Raw genomic sequence first — 18,787 nt, 5'->3', positions numbered from 1 at the left:
TACCCACCGATTGTCCCCTAACCGGCAGCTTAATATTGTACCTCACGAAAATTGCTAAACCGGTAAGACCAGTTTCATTTTTTTAGAAATGAACTTGGGTTCAAGCGCTGGAACGATTGCTTAAAAATGAGAAAAAGGGATTCAATACAAACAATTACCGTATCATCTATCATAGCCCCGATACCCGGGCTTCTGGCAATGTTGTTTTCCTCATTTATCACAGTAGTAGTGCAACTGGTAAAAGCCATTGCAGAGAATCTGGTGCGCCTGCCCCTGGGTTTGCAGAATAAGGGGTACAAAGAGCCGTTTGAAAAAAAGCCTTCCATATTAAAAATTAAATAGTACATCATGTTTAAAACGATTGCAGCCAAACTGAAGCGCAGGAAGCGAATTTTTTTGCTTTTTATTTTAAGTGTATTTAGTACAATTATTCATGCGCAGTCGAGGATTTCAGGAACCATAACCGACGCTGTTTCTAAAAAGCCTGTGGCGGGTGCAACTGTGTCCGTCAAAGGAAGCACAACGAGAACGATATCAGATGAATCGGGTCGGTTTACTTTAAAATCCGCTACCATTGCTGTCATCCGGGTAACAGCGATTGGGTACAAGGAACTGGAAACAACTGCGGGTGCTGATTTGTCTAACCTCCAGCTGACACCTGTTTCACAGGATCTCGAGCAGGTAGTAGTAGTAGGCTATGGCAGCCAGAAAAAGGCCACCCTAACTGGTTCGGTAGAAACCGTTACAGCAAAGGCGTTTCAAGACAGGGCGGTATCTAATATTGGCCTGGCGTTACAGGGAGAAACGCCGGGATTGGTGGTAACCCGTACCTCACCAAGGCCAGGAAATGAAGGGCTCAACTTTGTGATCAGGGGCCTGAGTTCAGTGAATGGCAGTGCGCCTTTGATCGTTGTAGACGGAACACCGGTACTCAACAGCTATTCGTTTTTAAATATGAACCCCGATGATATCGAGAGTATTTCCGTATTAAAAGATGCCTCTGCATCTATTTATGGTAGTGCTGCTTCCAACGGTGTTATTCTGGTAACTACCAAACGCGGTAAAGGCAAAACTCACTATGATTTTGGAAGCAATATGCGCTTTACCACCAATGGTATTACTGGTTACTCGCCAAGTATGCAGCAGTATGCAACCATCTGGCTTAATGCCAACAAAGAAGAGGTAACGCCCAACTGGTGGGTTTGGGGCACGAAAGACAATATGCTGAAAATGCAGCAGGGGGTAGAAGGCGCTTATCATTTTGCTACCTGGCCCACTGTTGATTATTTTATTTTCAATACCAATCGTATCAATGAGTTGTTCGCCACCCGTTATTCTTATCAAAATAACTTGAGTATCTCTGGCGGTAATGATAAATCAGCTTACCGCTTGTCTTTCCTGATGGCAGACAATAAAGGAAATCTTGCCACGGCTTACGACGGGCAAAAGCAGTATAATCTTCGTTTTAATTATGATATTAAACTGTCGGACCGCTTAAAACTGGAAACCGGTGTCAGTGTGGTAAATGCTAAAACTGCCACACCTTCTGTAGGGTTGGATGCCACTTTGTATGCAAATGATATGCCTTTCTTCCCTGCTAAGAATCCTTTCGGACAGTGGTTCCCCATTTTTAATGGAGTGGATGGCGGTGCCAACAGGAATCCTGCAGCTTTAACATCAGATGGAGGAAGGGACAATCAAAATTCACTGACGGGCCGGGTAGACCTAAAAGCTACTTACCAGATCGTAAAAGGATTGTCTCTTGAAGCGAAGGCTTCTGTACAGAACGAGCGTTTTACGCAAGAAAAATATGTTTTGGCCATTCCTATATATAACTGGTATGGCACTAAACAAACCGGTTGGGCCGGTGGTATAGACACTACCAAAACAAGTTATTATGCCAAGTCATGGACCAGCACGCTTCAATATTATTCAGCATTGCTGCGTTACAACACAACTTTCAAACAATTGCATAACATCTCGGCATTTGCAGGCATGGAAGCCCAAAAAACCAATTACAACTGGATCGATGCCAGCCGTGTTGGGTTCACCGACCTGGGTGTTCAGAGCATTGGCCTGGCATCTACTGCTGTACAAACCAACAATGGGTTTAGTTCGCAATATGGCAACTATGCTTATCTGGGCAGGTTCAATTACAACTATGCAGAAAAATATTTATTGGAATTGCAAGGTAGGATCGACGGAAGTTCGCGTTTTGCTACAGGACATAAATTCCAGAACTATGGTGGCGCTTCTCTGGGCTGGGTATTTACCAGGGAAGATTTTCTACGCAGTCTCAGCTCCGTCCTTAATTTCGGAAAATTAAGGGCAAGCTATGGCTCCTCCGGAAACCAGGCAGCCGGACTCGGTGAATTTGACTATCTGTCGCTGGTGAACATAGGCACTACGGTTTTAGGCTTGCCTGCTGCTTTGCAAAATTCTTCTTCATTACTTAATAATGGTATCATCAGTTATGACAGGACATGGGAGCGGGTAGTAATGAAAAACATTGCACTTGATCTCGTATTTCTGAAAAACAGGCTGTCTGCCACTTTTGAATATTTCAGTAAGGATAATGTCGGCATGTTGGTTAATGTAAATTATCCTTCTGTCCTGGGAGGCGCTGCTCCAAAAACCAATAGCGGCAAGTTCAACACCAAGGGCTGGGAAACTATTCTTAAATGGGATGATCATGTGAAAAATTTTGCTTACAATATTGCAATAACGCTGAGCAATGCAACAACAAAAGTGACTGGTGTTCAGGGTGCGGACTCCTATTCTCCCGGGAAAATGGGTATTGTGAACGGATATCCTTATCAGTCTTGGTTTGTATATAAAACCAATGGCTATTTTAAAGACCAGGCAGATGTAGATGCCTACTATGCCAAATATGGCAATAGCCCCGATCTGTCAGGCTTGCCACAAAACAATACAGCCGTTGCATTACGCCCCGGCGATACTAAAAAAGTAGCTGGTCCTGGCGGAACAATTACCGGTTCAGGCAATGGTACCAGTGCGCTGGTGTATGCAGGCGATGGCACACCGCATTATACTTTTGGAATCAACCTGGGTGCATCGTGGAAAGGGTTTGATATCAGCGCATTTTTCCAGGGACAATTAAAGCAATTGATTATGCGCAACGGCTGGATGTCTTACCCGTTCAATGCGATTTGGACCAATCAAAACCCTGCATTCCTAGGTAAAACATGGACCACCGATAACCCTAATGCAATTTTCCCGCGTTTAACGGTCAACCCCAACCGTGCAAGATGGGATTATGCCAACAATGATTTTATGCTGCAGAATAATCGGTACATCCGTTTAAAAACACTGATCGTAGGGTATAGCCTGCCGCCGTCTTTGCTTAAAAAAGCGAGACTGGAAAGAGTAAGGGTGTATTTCTCCGGAAACGACTTGTGGGAACTGACGCATATCAAAGATGGGTTTGACCCTGAAATGGGTGAGACTTCACAAAATTCAGGTTATCCGTTTGCCCGGACCTGGTCTTTCGGTGTAAACATAGGACTCTAATCATGCTAAAATATTTATAAGATGAAACGACTGTTAATATACATTATGGCTGCGTTGATGATCAGCCTTACTGCCTGCCAGAAAAACTTTATAGATCTAAAACCCACCGCAAATTTTACCGATGCGGTATATTTTAAACAGCCAAACGATTTTAAAACTTATGCAACCGGTTTGTATGGCCAGTTGCCTGGTTGGGATTTTGGTGCCATGGATAATAGTTCTGATCTGTCGGCCAATGCCAACGGCGCTGGTTATGACATAGGCCATGGTACGATTGCTACCAGTACCAGCGGTTCCTGGGATTATGCTGGTATACGTTCTTGCAATACTTTGTTATCAAAAGCCAGGTCGTATACCGGCGGCGGTAATATCAACCAATATATAGGTGAAGCTTATTTCTTTCGGGCTTTTGCTTATTTCAGCCTGCTGAAAACCTTTGGCGGTGTACCGATTGACACTACAGTACTCACTACAAATTCGCCTGAATTATTTGCACCCCGCAATAGCCGGTACGAAGTGGTAAAGCAGATCTTGTCAGATCTGACTCAGGCCATTCCTAATTTACCTGCTGAACAAAATATTGCCGCTGCTGATAAGGGCAGGGTAAGCAAATGGGCAGCAGAAGCAGTTAAAGCACAGGTAGAATTGTATGAAGCTACCTGGGAAAAATATGTGGCCCAATCTACCGACGGAGATGGTAAAGCAACAGGCGGAGGCACCGCCGGATATGATGTAGGCAATGTAAATAGATACCTGGCTGGTGTTGTAGCCTTATGCCAGGATGTAATGAACAATGGTGGTTATGCAATATGGAATAAGAATACAGTAACCAGTATGGCCAATGCCAGCTCCTGGTACCTGTTCAACCTGGAAGACGCAGCAAGCAATCCCGGAGGGTTTGATAAATCGAGCAACACCGAATTTATTTTATATAATGTATATGATTATACGCTGAAAAAAGGAGGGAAAAATATTACCTGGACATCATGGCAACTGTACCCCAGCCGCAAATTTGTGGATATGGCGGTGTGTTCTGACGGCCTGCCTCCCGAAAAATCTCCTCTGTTTCAGGGATACCACAAAATAGGCGATGAATTTAAAAACAGGGATTACCGTTTGATCAATTATTTGTATGGAAATGGTACACCTCCAACTGGTGGTACATTGGATTTCGGCAGCCTGGGTTCCAGCGGGTATGGCAATAGCAAATATGCTGTATACGGTTATGGAGCCCGCAGAACAGACAATACCGAATCAGCCAATTACCCTATCATCCGTTTGGCAGAAGTATACCTGATGTATGCCGAAGCCCTGTATGAATTGAATGGCGTGATTACTGATGCGCAGTTGGATGCTTCTATTAATAAGCTGAGAGACAGAGGCGGTGTGGCTCACCTGAGCAATGCCCTGGTTACGGCAAATGGATTGGATATGCTTACCGAGATCCGCCGGGAAAGAGCAGTAGAGTTCTACCGCGAAGGCCGCCGTTTTGATGACTTGAAACGCTGGGGTATCCTGGAATCCGCGCTGAATCCGTCACGCCTTGGAATGGTGGTAGGCGGTGCCAGTTATACCACCAACTTTAAAACGGCCTCTTCTAACGGCACAGATAGCGTGATAGCAGCCAACTATCATCCGTCTACTTATGTATTCGGCGAAGAAGCAGTTCAAACACCCAAAGGCATTTTGAATTGCGTGGTAATAGACAGTAAAGCAAATCATTCTGTTGCCAAAAAACATTATTTGTATCCGGTTCCCTTGAGCCAGATTACGTTGAATAGCAAACTGCTTCAGAACCCGGGATATTAATTGGCATTATACGGTTGTTCATTATTCAATTTTAAATCAGAAAATTTTATGCGAAATAAATTCATCTATTTAATGAGCCTTTTACTAATAATGGCCATTATTATAGTTAGCTGCGAAAAAGAGCCGGCCTACCGGACGTTTACATATCCTGCGGCTGTATCTTCAGGCATGAGTCCCAATACGGGCTATCCCACAACAAATGTTACTATTACCGGGTCGAATTTTGATACACTTAAGGGGGCCGTACAAGTTTGGTTTGGCGGAATTCCGGCTACCAATATGGTAAGCTGCACCAATAGCCAAATCATTGTGCAAGTGCCTGCCAATGCCGTATCAGGCAAAGTGAGTTTAAGGGTATGGACAACGAAAATTGATTCGATAGGTACTTTTACCGTTAACCCCGCGCCTGCTATTAGTTCGAATTTTACACTAAGGTCTCCCTCAAATATTGCCTTTCCGGGCGATACCGTTTATATAAGAGGGGCTCGCTTTGGAGCAGATCCATCAAAAATTTCAATTCAATTTAGTGGAATTGCCGCTACCAACGTTCCTTTTTTTACGGATACACTTATTAAAGTTATTGCCCCTGCCGTATTTTCTTCCGGCAACATTACGCTCACAATAGGCGGACTCGCTATTGCTGGAAGCCCTGCAATCATCAACCCCAATGCGCCAGGTAATGTTACCCCTTACTTTTTAAGTAATACCGGTGATACAGCAAAAAATGGAGGTTTCATTAATAATTCAGATGCATTAGTTTCGAACAGATGGGGAACACTGGCTGCACCATGGGTTACCAATGCTGCAGCAAAGAATAAAAGCGGCGTAGGAGGATATTCTACAGATGTAGGACCAGGTGGAATTAAAGGAAATATTTGTTGGGAGACCTGGAATAATACACCGATTACAGATGGGATTGTTTATCAACCTACTTCAATGGCGTTGACTCCGGGAAATTATTCATTATCTGTTCGTTATTACACCGAAGTTCAATCAAATTCGTCTGTTTATTTTGTGGCAGCATCGGGTAATAATGGTATTCCTGTTTTGGCCAATATTGCTACCGCTTTAGGATCGGTAGCTTTGGCAAGTCCTGCAAATGTTGGAAGCACATCACCTAATCTTACAGAAATTAAATCATTCAATTTTACAGTATCATCATCGCAGATTGTTTCAATAGGATTTTTAGCCAATATAAAATGGGGAAATGGAACGGCTAATCCGGGTAGCTATATAAGGATTGACTGGATAAAATTGGTAAAGAATAATTAAGTAATCTCACTTTTATGTGAGGTTATTTTTAATATTTTACTATTGAAGTATTGAAAATGAAATATTTAAAAAACAGCTTTATTTCTGGAACAGTGCTCACTTGCTTTTTATTTATGGTATCCTGTAGCAAAAGTGCCGGAAAGAACGGAAGCTCCGTAACGGATAGTACTGCAACTGTTAAAATAAAGTATATTGATACGTTGGCTCCTTCAGTTGCTTTAAAACATGCAGGGGGACTAATCAATGGTGACGATATCGCAAGAATCAAATCCGACACTGCCACGGAACCCTGGAAAAGCGGCTGGGCTAAACTTTGCACAAATTCACATGCACAAACAACCTACACGGCAAGTCCAACCACATTATTGATACGTGGCGGCAACAGTGTTGAACAGCCTTTGCCTGATAACTATTCTCATGCCATGAACGATGTGGCTGCCGCATATCAATTGGGTATTCGTTGGAAAATAACAGGAGATGCCACTTATGCCCAGACTGCGGTAAATATTTTAAATGCCTGGTCCAGAACATGCACAGGAGTGAGTGGCGATCCGAATGTGGCACTTGGCGCAGGCATTTACGGATATGAGTTTGCGGTAGCCGGTGAACAGTTGCGCGATTATACAGGATGGGCAGCAGCCGATTTTGCGAAATATCAACAATGGATGCTGAACGTCTTCTATCCGATCAACTATGGCTTTTTATCCGGCCATTTCGGTTGTAATCCTCAACATACCTGGTCGAACTGGGACCTGTGTAATTTGGCATCGCTCATGGGAATTGGCATTCTGACCGATAACAGGTCAATGTACAATTATGCAATTAATTACATTCAGAAAAGCGGTCTTGGCAATGGCTATATTTTTAGAACCATACCTTTTATATATGATTCAATAACACCGAAAATGGCTCAAATGCAGGAAAGCGGCAGAGACCAGGGGCACGCTACACTATCATTAGCGCTGTTAACAACTATATGCCAGTTGGCATGGGGCCAGGGGGATGATCTATGGGGATTTAATAACAATATGGTATTAAAAGCCAGTGAATACACTGCAAAATACAATATTGCTTTCTTAGATGTACCATATACATCCTATAGCTGGTATTCCAGGTGTGATAATACTACAGAACAATTACCTGCTATAGGGAGTGCCAGCAGAGGCACATTACGTCCTATGTGGGCAATGATTTATAATCATTATGCCAAAATAAAGAACGTCACTGCTTCAAACCTGACCTATACTGCAATGGGGGTTCAAAGAACACAACCCGAAGGCGGTGGTGGTGACTATGGGTCTAACAGCGGAGGTTTTGACCAGCTTGGGTTTGGGACACTCCTATATTCCCGCTAAAGTTCCACCACGATATCCATGATCTATAACCTTGCATGATTCCGTATTATTTAATCGCTTGGAGTAAAAGCATATGAAATTGTTTATAACTGGTTTTTTGGGAGCCCTGCTATGGTGCGGCTGCAAATCTTCTTCATTGAATGCAGATACCGGGTTGCAGTATTGTCTCCGGCAGGCTTCTAAAACGTTAACGAAACTGGAAGATACGGTAAATTATCCCCGTAGTATTGCCTCCGGAAGCAAAGAGTGGCGTTATGTAAATTATCGCGACTGGACCAGTGGATTTTGGCCGGGTATCTTGTGGTATGCGTATGCGTATTCAAAAGATGAAAAATGGAAAGATGCAGCAGATAAATATTCCAAGGGCCTATTCCCATTGGTGGATTCCTCTGCAATTGATCATGATTTGGGATTTCAACTGTATTGCAGCGTGGGTAATGGCTACCTGTTAACAAAGAATAGTTCATATAAACGGGTGCTGTTAAGAGCTGCCGATTCACTGGCAGGACTGTACAATCCAAAAGTGGGCACAATTTTATCCTGGCCGCGTAATGTGCCGGGTACAGACTGGCCATTGCGCCATAACACCATTATGGACAATATGATTAATCTGGAATTATTGTTCTGGGCGTCTAAAAATGGAGGCTCCCAAAAGCTATATGATATTGCAGTAAACCATGCTCTTGTAACAATGCATAACCAATTCAGGCCAGATTATTCGTCTTTTCATGTAGTCGTGTATGATACTGCCACCGGTAAAAAAATAAAAGCTATCACACACCAGGGATACAACGATAACAGCTTATGGGCGCGTGGACAGGCATGGGCCATTTATGGCTACACAATGGTTTACAGAGAAACCAAAGACCTGCGTTTTCTTGATTTTGCACAAAAGGTAACGGATATTTATTTAGAACGGCTGCCGAAAGATTTAATTCCTTATTGGGATTTTGATGATCCTGCCATTCCAAATGTAACGCGTGATGCTTCAGCGGCAGCAGTTGTTGCTTCTGCGTTACTGGAACTTTCTACGTTATTGACAGATAAGGGAAAAGCAGAAAAGTATTATGACAAAGCAGTGGGTATGTTAATGGAATTGTCTTCCGAAAGATACCAGAGCCGCAATGTTAATGATGCTTTCTTGTTGCACAGTACAGGGCATAAGCCTAATGGCAGTGAAGTAGACGCCTCCATTATTTATGCAGATTATTATTATATTGAAGCAATACTGAGGTTAAAAAACATTTCTTCAAAACAGTAAATGAGATTGAGTGATATGATAAGATATTTTTTGATACTTGTATTATTCCTGGATTCGTTGCAGCTTTTTTCGCAGGGAATGATCAACGGCACCGGCAGGGTTCTGGCTTCGCCGGATGGTAACTACCGCATCTCATTTTATCAAAAGCGGGCACAGGATGGCACCCGGCAAATGTATTATACGGTTTCTTTTAAAGGGAAAGAAGTGCTGCTCGAATCAGAAATGGGTGTGCTTATTCAAAACCATTTATTCGAATCGGCCCTTGGCATTCCCAATGATGCGTTTGAACATTGGGGCGATAACCTGGAACTAATTGGCGTGGATACTTTATCTGTGAATAAAACCTGGCAGCCTGTTTACGGGGAACGTAGCCAGGTGAAAGACCAATATCATCAGTTGATATTGAAATTCAGAAAAGGCAATGAAGAAGCCGGAACAATGAGCGATGCGTATGACAAACGGAGGTATTACTTTATGAATGTGGAGCTGCGCGCTTACAACGAAGGCGTTGCATTCCGTTATTATTTTCCGGAAGCAGTGAATGGATTGTTTTTGCATATAAAGGGTGAACAAACGAAGTTTACTTTGCCCGAAGGCACACTGGCTTATTATGAAAAATGGGCGCAGGGGCCTATCAGTTTATTACCTTTAAAGTACTGGAAAGATGAGGCGGAGCGCCCGCTTACTTTAAAATTACCGAATGGATTAACTGTTGCTTTGGCGGAAGCCAATATGATAGACTATGCCCGGGGTAAGTTTGCACTATGTGACAAAAAAGCCAATACACTTCAATTATCGATGTATGCCAGTGCCGATGTTATTACCCCTTATAACACGCCATGGAGGGTAGTGATGGCAGGCGAGCGCCCGGTTGATCTGATCAATAACAACGATATTATTTTAAACCTCAACCCGGAAAACAAGATCAAAGACGTTTCATGGATCAAACCCGGTAAGGCCATACGCTCCGGGCTAAGCCAGGCAGAAGCGAAAGCCTGTGTGGACTTTGCGGCACAACATGGGTTGCAATATGTGCATTTGGATGCTGGCTGGTATGGCGCCGAAATGAGTGTGCAATCGGATGCCACAAAAGTTCGTGCAGAAAAGGATATTGATTTTCCTTCTTTAACCCGGTACGCGGCGGATAAAGGTGTTGGCATATTCGTATATGTGAATCAACGTGCATTGTATCGCCAGCTCGATTCAATCCTTCCGCTGTATAAACAATGGGGCATTAAAGGAATTAAATTTGGCTTTGTTCAGATTGGCAGCCAGCAATGGAGTACCTGGTTGCATAACGCTGTAAAAAAATGTGCTGATTATGGGTTGCTGGTAGATATCCATGATGAGTACCGGCCTACGGGTTTCAGCAGAACCTATCCTAATTTACTAACACAAGAAGGAGTGAGGGGCAATGAAGAGATGCCCGATGCAACACATAATGCTACGTTGCCCTTTACCAGGTTTTTAGCCGGAGCAGCAGACTACACTATTTGTTACTATAACAATCGTATTAAAACCACACACGCACATCAGTTGGCTTTGGCTGCAGTTTATTATAGCCCGTTACAATTTTTGTATTGGTATGATAACCCTAAAATGTGTAACGGAGAGCCGGAAATTGAATTCTTCGATAAAGTAAAAACCGTGTGGGATGATACGAAAGCGTTGGATGGAGCGATTGGTGAATTTGTAACAATTGCCCGGAGGGATGGTGCCGACTGGTTTGTGGGATCCATCACAAATAATGAAGCAAGAACTATAACCATTGATTTTAGTTTCCTTTCACCAGGGAAAAAATATGAAGCCAATATTTATAGCGATGATGATTATGTAGCGACAAAAACAAAAGTACGGGTAGATAAAAAAATTATTACATCTAAAACAAAATTCAGCACTGCATTAAAGGCTTCCGGTGGATTGGCAATATGGCTAACGCCGGTTAAAACTAATTAGATGGTTTATAAAATTCATTTATGCAACAAAATTCATCTTCTGGAGACCTGAATAAAAAATCCGGCGCGGGTTTATTTGGCCTTTCTTTAATTGCCGCCTTAGCCGGATTCATTTTCGGATTTGATACAGTGGTGATTTCCGGAGCCAATTTGCCGATTAAAGAACTATGGCATACTTCTCCATGGTTTCATGGGTTCTTCATTATGTCAATGGCGTTATGGGGTACTGTAGCCGGAGCTTTATTTGGAGGTATGCCCACACAAAAGTATGGCAGGAAAAAAGTACTGCTGTGGATCGGTATCTTCTTTAGTGTTTCTGCAATCGGCTCAGCTTTGGCACAGGATCCATATGTCTTTTCTTTCTTTCGTTTTATAGGCGGTCTTGGAATAGGGGTATCGTCTGTGGCTGCGCCCACTTATATTTCAGAAATAGCTACACCCAAAACACGGGGAAGACTAGGGGCCATGTATCAGTTCAATATTGTGTTTGGTATATTGGTGGCTTTTTTGTCTAACTATTTTTTGCAAGGCATCGGAGGCGCTAATGACTGGCGCTGGATGCTTGGCGTAATGGCCATCCCTTCTGTTATTTATACATTGATGGTGTTCGGTATCCCGGAAAGCCCGCGCTGGTTATCATCAGTTAAACATGACAAAGAAGCAGCAAAGAAAGTCATGTTTCGTTTAGGCGTAGCCGACCCGGATGCTGAAATAAGAGAGATTCAGGCAGCAGAAAAAGAAGAAGCCAACATTTCTTCAACCGGAATTTTTGCCCGCAGGTATCGCACCATTGTATGGCTGGCATTTTTTGTTGCTTTTTTCAATCAATGGAGCGGCATCAATTTTATTCTTTATTATGCACCGGAAATATTAGCGCGTGCCGGACTTGCAGCCAAAGATTCTTTGGGTAACTCAATATTGATAGGGCTTACGAACCTTGCATTTACGTTTGTTGGATTGTATTTTATTGATAGGGTAGGTCGTAAAATGCTCCTGATAGTGGGTTCCCTGGGGTACATTTTGAGCCTGGCCATGGTTGCCTGGGCCTTCTACTCGGGCGCCGGTTCCGTTTTTTTATTGGTTTTCTTGATGTTATTTATCGCTTCGCATGCTATCGGACAAGGCGCAGTTATCTGGGTATTTATTGCTGAAATATTTCCAACAAAAGTAAGAGCTACCGGTCAGGCTTTTGGCGCAAGTGTGCATTGGGTATTTGCGGCGATGATCACATTGATCACTCCTGTTTTCTTAGATGCAGATCATGGGATTTTTAAAGATAATCCCTGGCCCATATTTGCCTTCTTTGCTTTTATGATGGTGCTGCAGTTGCTTTGGATATTGACGAAAGTACCAGAGACCAAAGGCGTTTCATTGGAAGCATTGGAAAAGAAACTAGCGAAGCATGAAGATTGAACAGTGAAGTATGGTATTGTGTTAATTGCTGTAATGGGAATGAAAAAGCATTTTAAATAGTATTAAAGCAAGTCATTAATGAGGAAATCAGGATTTAAAAATGAGATGGTGACGTTTTTATTATTAATACCTGCACTATTTATAAAAGCCCAACAACTGGTAGTGTATCCGGGGCCGACTGCACAAATAAGTGCATTGCACAATGATGATTTTACTGTTAAAGTAAGAAAACCTGGGGGCACCTGGCAGGATCTTTACGAGTACAATGTAAAGGTAGAGGAGGTAAAAGAAGCAAAACATACGGTAATGAATGCTTCTCAATGCAGCTTCGATTTTTCAGGGACAGTGGAACTGGCAGTAACCAATAATAAAGGCAGGATAAAAATGGCACGCATTCGCCCCCTATCCTATAATATCGCCCACGAGATAAAGGGGAATACACTTTATTTTAAATTAAATAAGCCTTCCAATCTTTCGGTAGAATTGAATGGAGATATCTTTCATAACCTGCATTTGTTTGCAAATCCTATTGACACTTTTAAAGTGAATGGGAACGATAAAAGCCTTATTTACTTTGGTCCTGGCGTGCATGAGATTCCGGATGGCAGATTAAGAATCCCTTCGGGAAAAACAGTGTATGTGGCAGGTGGCGCTGTCATTAAAGGACAACTATTGGTAAGCGGGGTACGCGATGTAAAAATTATTGGAAGAGGTATTGTGGATTTTTCAGTTAAACAAGGGGTTCGGATTGAAAATTCACGTAACATTTTAGTAGAAGGGCTGGCATTTACACAATGCCCTGTTGGCGGTTCGGATAGCGTAACAATACGAAACGTGAAAAGTATCAGCTATTATGGCTGGGGCGATGGCTTGAATGTTTTTGCCAGTAGGAATGTTTTATATGATGGTGTGTTTTGCCGTAATTCCGATGATTGCACTACTGTATATGCTACCCGGCAAGGATTTACAGGCGGCAGTAAGAATATTACGATGCAAAATTCAACATTATGGGCAGATGTGGCACATCCTATTATGATTGGCTTACATGGTAATAAGCTAAAACCGGATACAATTGAGGATCTCAAATATAGTAACATAGATATCCTAGATCAGAAGGAAGAGCAAATTGACTACCAGGGCTGCATGAATATCAGCGTAGGGGATAATAATTTCATACGCAACGTATTGTTCGAAAATATTCGGGTTGAAGATTTCCGGCAGGGACAGTTAGTGAATATAAGAATAGTCTTCAATAAGAAGTATTGTACAGCGCCGGGACTTGGCGTAGAGAATGTGTATTTTAGAAATATTACTTACAATGGTAAAAATGCTGAACTGTCGATCATTGCCGGCTATGATGATACACGTAAAGTAAGAAATGTCACTTTCGAGAACCTTGTTATCAACGGAACAAAAATTACAGACAATATGCCCGGTAAACTGAAATGGTATAAAACCGGAGATATGGCCCGTATCTTCATCGGAGAGCATGTTGAGCATGTAGTGTTTAAATAAACGAACTAATAAAAAGTGAATACGTGCTGTTTCAAAAGAAGCTATACTGCTATAAATATGGTATGATCGGACTGTTTTTTTTCTTCATACTAAAAGCACAGGCACAAAGGAGCTCGGAGAGTACCCGTTACAATTTTGTTCTGTTGGAACAAAAAATAAAGGGTTGGATAAATAATGGTTATTATTCCGGCGCGTCTGTTGTGATCGCAAAAGATAATAAGACCATTTATAAAAGATACTTCGGGAACTATAAACCTGAAACGGTTGTATTCATTGCATCAGCCGGTAAATGGCTCGCAGCAGCTACTATTGCATCTTTGGTGGATGAGGGTAAATTATCCTGGAGCGATAAAGTAAAAAAATGGTTGCCGGAGTTTACAGATGTTAAAGGTGAAGCGACTTTGGCTCAGTTGATGTCGCACACAGCAGGCTTCCCCGATTACCAGCCTGCAGATAAACCTATTGATATCTATCAGACATTAAAAGCGTCTGTTGCTGCAACTGCAGCATTGCCAGCTGATACATTGCCGGGTACAAAGTTTAAATATGGAGGGTTGGCAATGAATGTGGCTGGTCGTATGGCGGAACTGGCAACAGGTAAAGATTGGGAGATGATATTTCAGGAAAAGATTGCGATCCCGTTAGGAATGAATGCCACCCATTTTACTCCAGTAGATTCAGCCGGTGGTCATGCACCGATGCTGGGTGGTGGCGCAAGATCAACATTGGATGATTATGCAAAGTTTTTATCGATGATTTTTAACAAAGGCTCTTTTAAGGGCAAAAGCATTTTATCTGAGAAAGCAATTGCTGTAATGCAAGCAGATCATGTATTGAACGCGAATATACCCAAAGATAATTTTGTACATGCTGTAAGACACAGCAACAGAAATGATATTTACGGGTTAGGCGAATGGCGCGAAGAAACAGACAAGGTTGGCAATGCTATAATTATCAGCAGTCCGTCATGGGCGGGCGCTTATCCGTGGATAGATAAGAAAAATGGGATGTATGGTTTTTTTCTTACGCATATAAGAGAGGCTGGTAACGTATTTAATTCTTTTTTGTCAAGCCCGGTATTGGCCCTTATGGTTAGGAATATTGTTAATAAAAAAAACAGGAAATGAAAAAGCTACTGATCATATATGTTCTCGTTTCCCCTTTTGTTATCAATGCTCAATCGCACTATCCTGGCCAGCATGCAGATAAATTTACCGTACCAGATCAGCTAAAACCGGCGGTATACAGTTTTGATCTTAAAGATATAAAACTACTCAATAGCCGCTTTAGAGATAACATGGTGCGGGAGCAGCAATGGCTTTTACGCATTAGTACCCAAAGCCTGCTGCATAGTTTTTATACCAATGCAGGGATGTATGATGCCAATGAAGGCGGTTATGATGAGATTAAAAAATATGCAGGATGGGAATCACTGGATTGTGAATTGCGCGGGCATTCTACTGGTCATATTTTATCAGGTCTCGCTTTGATGTATGCCGCGACCGGCGATGAAGTATATAAGCTGAAGGGAGATACCATTATTGCCGCACTGGCTGCCGTGCAGCAAACGTTGAACCAGGATGGCTACCTCAGCGCCTTTCCTCAGGAGTTTATTAACCGTAATATCCGCGGCGAAAAAGTATGGGCGCCCTGGTATACGTTGCATAAAATCCTAGCCGGCATTCTTGATCAATACTTATACTGTAGTAACCGGCAGGCATTGTCTGTGGCAAAAGGCTTTTCGGCATGGGCCTTTAAAAAACTGCAGCTATTGACGCAACAACAACGCGCTGTTATGCTGCGTAATGAATTTGGCGGCATTAATGAAACTTTTTATAACCTGTATGCCATAACCGGTAACCGCAACGATCAATGGCTGGGAGATTTTTTCTACGATAACAGGATGCTTGATCCGCTGAAGAACGGTATTGATAATTTGAAGGGTACACATGCCAATACTTATATTCCCAAGCTGCTGGGCGTAATGCGTGATTATGAAATTGAAAATAAAGCAGGGCAGGATACTATTACAAAATTTTTCTGGCAAACCGTTGTTGATCACCATTCTTTTGCAACAGGCAGTAATAGCGACCGGGAGCATTTTTTTGAACCAGATGCGATTTCCCAACATCTGACAGGCTATACCGGTGAAAGTTGCAATGTATACAATATGCTAAAGCTGACAAGACATTTGTATATACACAGTGGTGATGTAAAATATGCGGACTATTATGAAAAAGCTTTGTTCAATCATATATTGGGTCAGCAAGATCCGGCAACGGGCATGATCGCTTATTTTTTGCCGATGCTGCCAGGTGCGCATAAAGTGTATAGCACACCCGACAGTTCTTTTTGGTGCTGTGTGGGCACAGGTTTTGAGAACCATGCAAAATATGGAGAGGGCATATATTACCACACTAACGATGCCTTATTTATAAATCTTTTTATTCCATCCACATTGAACTGGGAAGAGAAGAAATTTAAGCTTATACAACAAACAAAATTCCCTGAAAATGGGAATATGAGTTTTACAGTTGATGAAGCGCCCGTATCACCAATCACTATAAATATCCGTTACCCTTCCTGGGTAAAAGCAGACGTTGAGATATCAATAAATGGCAAATCACTAAAAATAAAACAGCCCCCTGGAAGCTATATAGCGATCAACCGTTCCTGGAAAAAAGATGACCGCATTGAATTGCGCTATCCCATGCAATTGCATATTGTTCCTGCAAATGATAACCCGTCTATTGCGGCAATTGCTTATGGCCCGGTGATATTGGCGGGTGAAATGGGTACCGGAAGTTTTTCGGGCAGGGAGCCTTATTCAGACCCGACAAAACACAACGACTATATTACTTATAATTATACGGTTCCGGGTAATATCGATACAACATTCACGCTTGATGCTAAGAAAATTGATAACTATATACAGCCTCTCCAGGGTCGGCCGCTTACTTTTAAGATAGTTAATGAAAATATTATTGTAAAACCTTTATATGATGTGCATCATGAGCGGTACGTTGTTTACTGGCGATTAAAAAAATAATACATGAACATTAAACAGTTGCTATTCCTATTGCCGGTTTCTCTTTTCGTTTCTTTCTCTGCAAGAAGTGCCGAATACCAGTGGTCGGTGAAAGTAAAAGGATATATTTCCGCGGAAACCAATGATAATCCTGAGGCATTTTTATGGATACCACCTGATTGCAGGCAGGTGCGGGCAGTGGTAGTAGGGCAACACAATATGTGTGAAGAGACCATTTTTGAACATACTGCTTTTCGAAAAACGATGACTGAATTGGGCTTTGCTATTGTATGGATATCTCCAGGCATCGACCAGCAATGGGATGTAAAGAACGGTTGCCAGAAAGTATTTGATGATATGATGAATGCGCTGGCGGATAAAAGCGGTTATACTGAATTAAAATATGCACCGTTCATTCCCCTGGGTCATTCAGCCATGGCTACCTTTCCCTGGAACTTTGCGGCCTGGAACCCGGAACGAACCCTGGCGATCATCTCCTATCATGGTGATGCGCCCCGAACCAATCTTACCGGATATGGAAGGGAGAATCTCGAATGGGGCAGGAACAGGAATATTGATGGTATTCCGGGGTTAATGGTTGAAGGCGAATACGAATGGTGGGAAGCCAGAGTGAACCCTGCGCTGGCATTTCGCATGATGTATCCTGAAAGCTGTATCTCTTTTTTATGCGATGCAGGCCATGGTCACTTTGATGTGTCGGATGAAGTGGTGGACTATCTCTCTTTATTTATAAGAAAGGCCGCCCAATACCGCCTGCCGCAATACCAGCCTTTGGATGAAAAAGTGCAATTGACGAAAGTTGATAAAAAACAAGGATGGCTGGCGGAGCGCTGGCATCCAGGGCAGGATAAAAGATCGAAGGAGGCACCATTCAGCTCTTATAAAGGGGATGCTCATGATGCATTCTGGTATTTTGATAAAGAGATGGCAGATGCTACAGAAAGTTATTATGCCAGGAAAAAGAATAAGAAACCACAATATATAGGATTCGCTTGGCAGGGGCAATTATTATCGTTTGACCTGTCCACCCATGCGCAATATAGTATAACTAATATTTGGCCTGGTGCTGACGGCATTACATATTATTTATCGGCTGCTTTTACAGATTCGACCCATCGGCATTTTTCCAGAGTGCATGCTACTACCAAGATCAATATTGATCGCATATGCGGGCCGGTTAAAAAGGTGAACGACACAACTTTTTGCATTCAATTTTACCGGATGGGTCTGAACAATACAAAACGTACAAATGATATCTGGCTCTTGGCGCATAACAGCGGGGATGTAGGTTACAAAAGTGTCGTGCAGCAGTTTAATGTTAAGATTAATTATCCCCTAATAGAAGGGAAACGACAAAGAATAATATTTCCAATGCTTAAAGATGTAAAAAAAGGTACCCGGTCTGTTAAGCTCAATGCTATTGCGGATAGTGGTTTGCCAGTTTCGTATTACGTAAAAGAAGGCCCGGCGGAAATAGCAAGCAATGAGCTGATGCTTACCGCAATACCGCCACGGACTCAATTCCCGGTAAAAGTAACTGTAGTTGCTTGGCAGTATGGCATTAAAGGAAAAATACAATCTGCCGAACCGGTAGAGCGTACTTTTTGGATTGATAAATAAGCGTTTT

The 18,787-nt window shown here is 42.5% G+C and carries 11 protein-coding genes; all 11 read left to right on the top strand.

Annotation, left to right across the window (positions count from 1 at the left end; genetic code table 11):
* Positions 1-348 precede the first annotated feature (348 nt).
* Positions 349-3,531, top strand: coding sequence for a SusC/RagA family TonB-linked outer membrane protein (locus tag BLU98_RS15085; RefSeq protein WP_092726300.1), 3,183 nt, complete (start codon positions 349-351; stop codon positions 3,529-3,531).
* Positions 3,532-3,552: 21 nt separating this feature from the next.
* A complete protein-coding gene (locus BLU98_RS15080; protein WP_092726298.1) occupies positions 3,553-5,340 on the top strand; it encodes a RagB/SusD family nutrient uptake outer membrane protein in 1,788 nt (595 codons plus the stop codon).
* Between the two features lie 48 nt (positions 5,341-5,388).
* Complete coding sequence (locus BLU98_RS15075) at positions 5,389-6,612, top strand: DUF5013 domain-containing protein (RefSeq protein ID WP_139173971.1); 1,224 nt, start codon at positions 5,389-5,391, stop codon at positions 6,610-6,612.
* A 56-nt stretch (positions 6,613-6,668) separates the two neighbouring features.
* The gene (locus BLU98_RS15070; RefSeq protein WP_092726290.1) at positions 6,669-7,967 is read left to right on the top strand and encodes an alginate lyase family protein; all 1,299 of its coding nucleotides are present in this window, start codon (positions 6,669-6,671) and stop codon (positions 7,965-7,967) included.
* Between the two features lie 73 nt (positions 7,968-8,040).
* Positions 8,041-9,228, top strand: coding sequence for a glycoside hydrolase family 88 protein (locus tag BLU98_RS15065; protein ID WP_092726288.1), 1,188 nt, complete (start codon positions 8,041-8,043; stop codon positions 9,226-9,228).
* A gap of 15 nt (positions 9,229-9,243) precedes the next feature.
* Entirely contained in the window at positions 9,244-11,184 is a 1,941-nt protein-coding gene (locus tag BLU98_RS15060; RefSeq protein WP_257575026.1) for a glycoside hydrolase family 97 protein, read from the top strand.
* Positions 11,185-11,204: 20 nt separating this feature from the next.
* Complete coding sequence (locus BLU98_RS15055) at positions 11,205-12,596, top strand: sugar porter family MFS transporter (RefSeq protein ID WP_092726284.1); 1,392 nt, start codon at positions 11,205-11,207, stop codon at positions 12,594-12,596.
* Between the two features lie 78 nt (positions 12,597-12,674).
* Positions 12,675-14,111, top strand: a complete 1,437-nt coding sequence (locus BLU98_RS15050; protein ID WP_257575025.1) for a glycosyl hydrolase family 28 protein — start codon at positions 12,675-12,677, stop codon at positions 14,109-14,111.
* Positions 14,112-14,173: 62 nt separating this feature from the next.
* Positions 14,174-15,238 carry a serine hydrolase domain-containing protein gene (locus tag BLU98_RS15045; protein WP_092726282.1) on the top strand — a complete coding sequence of 355 codons (1,065 nt, stop codon included), beginning with the start codon at positions 14,174-14,176 and terminating at the stop codon, positions 15,236-15,238.
* A complete protein-coding gene (locus tag BLU98_RS15040) occupies positions 15,235-17,160 on the top strand; it encodes a glycoside hydrolase family 127 protein (RefSeq protein ID WP_092726280.1) in 1,926 nt (641 codons plus the stop codon). Before BLU98_RS15045 ends, BLU98_RS15040 begins: the two co-directional genes overlap by 4 nt.
* 87 nt (positions 17,161-17,247) lie before the next feature.
* Positions 17,248-18,780 (top strand): hypothetical protein, encoded by a 1,533-nt coding sequence (locus tag BLU98_RS15035; RefSeq protein WP_257575024.1) that lies wholly within the window; start codon positions 17,248-17,250, stop codon positions 18,778-18,780.
* Positions 18,781-18,787 lie beyond the last annotated feature (7 nt).

It is taken from the genome of Hydrobacter penzbergensis, from assembly GCF_900106985.1.
Taxonomy (GTDB): domain Bacteria; phylum Bacteroidota; class Bacteroidia; order Chitinophagales; family Chitinophagaceae; genus Sediminibacterium; species Sediminibacterium magnilacihabitans.
The sequence above is the reverse complement of the archived record's forward strand: the minus strand, read 5'-3'. Positions and strand labels throughout refer to the sequence as shown.